Annotated in this window: 6 protein-coding genes; 5 read left to right on the forward strand and 1 reads right to left on the reverse strand. The window is 25.3% G+C overall.

Annotated features, from left to right (window positions below; genetic code table 11):
• On the reverse strand, window positions 1-716 hold a 716-nt coding region (locus tag FGQ49_RS08650; protein WP_171020660.1), incomplete at its 3' end, for a plasmid recombination protein.
• Between the two features lie 535 nt (window positions 717-1,251).
• Between FGQ49_RS08650 and FGQ49_RS08655 the strand changes: the two genes are divergently transcribed.
• The 5 genes from FGQ49_RS08655 to FGQ49_RS08675 all read left to right on the forward strand — a co-directional run bounded on the left by FGQ49_RS08655 (window position 1,252) and on the right by FGQ49_RS08675 (window position 5,029).
• On the forward strand, window positions 1,252-1,488 hold the full coding sequence (locus tag FGQ49_RS08655) for a hypothetical protein (RefSeq protein ID WP_138269472.1): 237 nt from the start codon (window positions 1,252-1,254) through the stop codon (window positions 1,486-1,488).
• A 29-nt stretch (window positions 1,489-1,517) separates the two neighbouring features.
• Window positions 1,518-1,958, forward strand: a complete 441-nt coding sequence (locus FGQ49_RS08660) for a sigma-70 family RNA polymerase sigma factor (RefSeq protein WP_138269473.1) — start codon at window positions 1,518-1,520, stop codon at window positions 1,956-1,958.
• 490 nt (window positions 1,959-2,448) lie between these two features.
• Window positions 2,449-2,667 (forward strand): hypothetical protein, encoded by a 219-nt coding sequence (locus tag FGQ49_RS08665; protein ID WP_138269474.1) that lies wholly within the window; start codon window positions 2,449-2,451, stop codon window positions 2,665-2,667.
• Entirely contained in the window at window positions 2,654-3,010 is a 357-nt protein-coding gene (locus tag FGQ49_RS08670; RefSeq protein ID WP_138269475.1) for a type II toxin-antitoxin system PemK/MazF family toxin, read from the forward strand. Before FGQ49_RS08665 ends, FGQ49_RS08670 begins: the two co-directional genes overlap by 14 nt.
• A gap of 213 nt (window positions 3,011-3,223) precedes the next feature.
• Window positions 3,224-5,029: a recombinase family protein gene (locus FGQ49_RS08675; protein WP_171020659.1), complete on the forward strand. Its 1,806-nt coding sequence runs from the start codon at window positions 3,224-3,226 to the stop codon at window positions 5,027-5,029.
• Window positions 5,030-5,088: the final 59 nt, after the last annotated feature.

Raw genomic sequence — 5,088 nt, forward strand, 5'->3', positions numbered from 1 at the left:
TGATAATTCATAGATTTTAAATGTTCATTTTCTTCTTGTAATTTTTTGTTATCATCTAATAATTGATTTTTAGACTTAATAATAATTTTATTGTTAAGTTTTTTCTTTTTATCAATTTCATCAGTTATATCTTCTTTATCTTTATTGAGATTAATGATTTCTTTACTAATCGATTTTTTATTATCTTCTAAATCAGAAACTTCATTACGAAGATTATTTAATTCTTGTTTTAGTTCATTTGCTTTTTCATTAAACATTAATCTTTCGTAAGGTGTATAATCTTTATTTTTACCTTTTTGCTTTTCTTTAAGTTTAGAATCTAATTCATAAATATTATTAAATTCTTCAATACATTTTTCTCTCATTTTGTCTTGAATAATAACTAATGATTCTTTAGTAAATATTGATGTTTTACCAACTTGTTTTGATAAACCTGTTTTACAATTTTCTTTAACTGGAACACCAACAATATGAAGATGTGGAGAATGTTCATCAAAATGACAAGTCGCATTAGCTACATAAAAGCTTGGTACTATTTCTTTTAAATCATCAAGTTGTTTTTCAAATACATTAATCATTTTATATTTTTCTTCTAAATTTTTATTTTCCCAATAAGACATATCACCAAGTTCAATTATAATCTCACAAGCTAAATCGTGTTTATCATCATTAGATATTTTATTAAAGTAATTATCTATTTTTCTATCATCTCTTATTTGTTTATTATTATAAACTAACCTTGATTCTTCAAATAAATCAAATTATTCAAAAGAATAGATTTAATCATTATAGACCTTCAAGATACTTAACTTCCCTTTGTGTAGATAAAGATTATTTTTCAGAAAGTACACTTGCAAGATTTGAAACATTATTTAAAGATATAAATAACCTTTTATAACAGCAAACTTATTGCTGTTATTTTTTTTGTGCATAAAAATATTAATTCTGTGATAAAAAGCAACATTTAATGACATAAAACCAGACTATTACACAATTCGACAAATTTTGCGAAAAAATTGTTGTATAATGGCACCAATAACAATGCTGAACTATGTAATATATGGAAAAGAGGTATTTAGAAATTAAATTGAATAAAAAAAGAAATGATTAAGCAGTAGTATTTCTTAAATAAAATAATTAGATTATATTACTGGTTAATTTTTTTCATAAGAGGAAACCAATTATAAGAAAGTTGATTGCTCATATAAAAAATATGGCATTGTTACTTTGTTGTAGGAGTTGGTATCCCTTATGAATGAAAAAGAATTGTTGTATTATTTAACATTAATTTTAAAACAAATAGTAATTTATCAAGGGGAATTTGACGCTCCAAAAGTAGATTATTTTGATGTTAATGATTTTCAATATGGATTTAACGCCGAATGTATGACTCGTTTATTGAGTAATGCATTCGGCGTTTTTTTGTTAATTATAAAAAAGATAATTGTTAGGTGTAGAAGCCCACCATCTATCAATTTTGATTATTAAAAAATTGAAATTGATAGGAGGAAAATAATATGGCAGAACGCCCAAAAAGAAGAAAATATAAGGATAATCCTTATACTTTAAATTACATAGAAAGTAAAAATATTTATACAGTTAGTTTTAAAGATGTAAAGGGAAAATTACAGGAAGTAGAAATTAATAAGGAAATATATAAAGCACTTGATAGGTTTGAATTAGATGATTTATCTGAAATGAACGAATATGATAATCATATTGAACATTCAGAAATATTTGAAAACAATCTTGAATCAAGAGCAAAGGACAAGCAAATATTATTAGAGGATATGATTATTCAAAAAGTAACATTTGAAAAATTAAAAAAAGCAATAAATGAACTACCAGAGATTCAAAAGCGAAGAATAAAAAAATATTATTTTGATGAAAAAACAGAACAAGAAATAGCAGATGAAGAAAATGCTACTCATCAATCAGTTCATATAATTTTAGAATGAGCATTAAAAAATTTGAAAAAAATATTAAAAAAATTAGATTAAGTGTCTGCAATTTTGCGTTTTAGTTAGGAAACAGGTGAGAGGGTAATAAATCATCCTTTCACTGTTTCCTTTTTTGTTGGAAACAGGAGTTCTTTGACAATTGTATATACATTCATCAAATACGTTCCTACTATTATAAGCACTTTAACAAATACGCTTGACGATAATTGTTTGGTTATAAAATTAGTTAGCAACTAATATGCGAAGATTAATAGTAGTATTAAAGATACTCCTGTCTAGCCACAGCCTAAAGCAATGGGGACAGCCCGGAGAGATCCTCGGGGAGGTGGAATTCCTGTGAGATTAAATTAGCAATTTAATCGTTTGATGATTTCCCAAAGACTGAGGGGTTCGAGGAAAAATATCAGTTACTTAAACAATAAAAATAAATTTAGCACGAGATTTTACTATCTCGTGCTTTTACATATAAGGAGGAAGAATTTTTAATATGAAGAAAAGTAAAAGTTACAGAGTAACTGTAAAATTAGAATATATTATAACAATGGATCATACGCAAACTAGTATGGAAAGAGCCAAAGCAGATGTTAAAGGGCTAGTAGATAACTATTTAAGAAAAAATAACAATTTAGATATTAGAAATCTGATTAATAATGAAACACCACATACTATTTATAAAGTTGAGATTAATAAAAATGAACGAAGATAGGGTAATAAAAAAAGGAGATATTTATTATGCTAATTTAGATCCTATTATAGGAAGTGAACAAAACGGTACAAGACCAGTGGTGGTTGTTCAAAATAACTTAGGTAATAAATATAGCCCAACTGTATTAATTGCTCCTTTAACAAGTAAATCAAAAAAGAAAAATTATCTACCTACACATATAGAAATAAAATCAAATGAAAAAATAACACACGATTCACTTATTCTATTGGAACAAGTAAGAGTTTTAGATAAAACAAGATTAATATCATTTTTATGTAGTTTGAATGAAGAAGAAATCAACTTAGTCAATAAATCATTAAAGGATACTTTTGATATAAAATGATAAAAAAAATAATTGTTAATAAAACTTCTTCATTTAATAAAGATTTTGTTGATTATCTTGAACAGTTACGAATTCTAAATCTTGTAAAAAATAAGAAAATAATTGATGAGATAACTTATAAAAAGTCAATTGTGCAATTAAATAAATCGCACAATTGTAATTAATTGATTATTCTTATAAAATGGCATTGTTCGAACAAGAAAGGAAATGTTTATGGATATAAAAATAATTAAAAAGAAAGATGGTAGAGTAGATAGAAATACTGGTTTATTAATAACTGAAAGATTAAGGGTTACTGCTTATGCAAGAGTTAGTACTGGAAATGAAGAACAACTAAATAGTTATGAGTCTCAAAAAAAATATTATAAAGAAAAAATATCTTCAAATGATGAATGGCAATATATCGATATGTATGCAGATGAAGCAATTTCAGGAACTTTGGATTATAAAAGAAACGATTTTATGAAAATGATTCACGATGGAATAAATGGTAAATTTGATATGATTATTACTAAATCTATATCCAGATTTGCGAGAAATACTGTAGATACTTTGAAATATGTGAGAAAACTAAAAGAAAATAATGTTGCAGTTTTTTTTGAAGAAGAAAATATTAATACATTGGAAATGTCAGGAGAATTATTATTAACAATATTAAGTTCTGTAGCCCAACAAGAAAGCGAAACTATTTCATCTCACGTTAAACTAGGGTTGAAAATGAAAAAAGAACGTGGAGAATTAATAGGATTTAATAATTGTTACGGCTATGTATATGATTCAGATAATAATAAAATGATAATTAAAGAAAATGAAGCAGATATTGTTAAAATGATGTTTAGAATGTATTTAGATGGTAGGGGTGCTGATTATATTGCAAAACAATTAACTAAAATGGGAATAAAAAGTCCAAAAGGAAAAGATGTATGGGGAGCAACAACGGTAAGAGGAATATTAACAAATGAAAAATACAAAGGAGATGTACTTCAAGGAAAAACCTTTACTCAAGATCCAATATCTCACAGGAGATTAGTTAATTATGGAGAAGAAGATAAATATTATATATCAAATCATCACGAAGCAATTATTTCAGTTGAAGATTTTGATAAAGTTCAAGAAATTTTAAAAGCAAAGTGTGGAGCAAGAGCAACAGGAAGAAGATTGGGAAATGTTGGAGGGAAATATACAATGAGTTCGAGACTTCGCTGTGGATTTTGTGGCGAAACATTGGGCAGAAGGACAATGTTTGTAAATCAATCTAAAAAAGTTGCTGCTTGGCAATGTATTGAGTCTTCAAAAAATGGAAAGTATAATTGTCCTGATGGAAAAATTGTAAAAGAAGAAATAATAGAAAATGCTTTTATTGATATTTATCAGTTATTGGCAAATAATAGAAATAACATAATTGATAGTATTTCTAACATTGTTAAAAATTCAATGAGAAATGGAACAACTAAAGAAAAATTAGATAAATTAAAAGAAGATAAAATAGAATATGAAAACAAAATTTCAAAATTGGTAGATTTAATGGTAGATGGTACTATTGATTCTGAAATGTTTAAAAGCAAAAAAGCAACATTATTGAATAAAATAGAGAAAATGGATAAAGAAATAGAACAACTACAATTAGTAAAAGAAGATGATGATGAAATTGAGAGAGGAATTATTAAACTTAAAGAAATGTTAAATAGTGATAAAATTTTTAATATAGAGAAGTTTGATGAACAAATATTTGATGCACTAATAGATTATGTAATTATTGGTGGATATAATGAGAAAGATGAAAAAGATTCTTATTTAATAAGATTTATATGCAAAAAATCATTCAATTTTACACCTAAAAAAGATATTACAAAAGAAATGATTAAGAAAAATAATAATTTGAACAATACAGATAATTATATTACAATACTAGATGTTATAAGTAATCAAAGATTTAATATTTTTGAAAAAGATAAAAATGGAAGTAGAGTAAGAAAAACAATAGAAAATATTCGAGTTAGATTGGAATTAGAAAGGTAATGTGATATAATTACACTGAAAAGACTTGTCACTAACATACAGAGAACATAGTTTGTTGT

This window comes from Anaerofustis stercorihominis, assembly GCF_005844425.1.
Lineage (GTDB): Bacteria > Bacillota > Clostridia > Eubacteriales > Anaerofustaceae > Anaerofustis > Anaerofustis butyriciformans.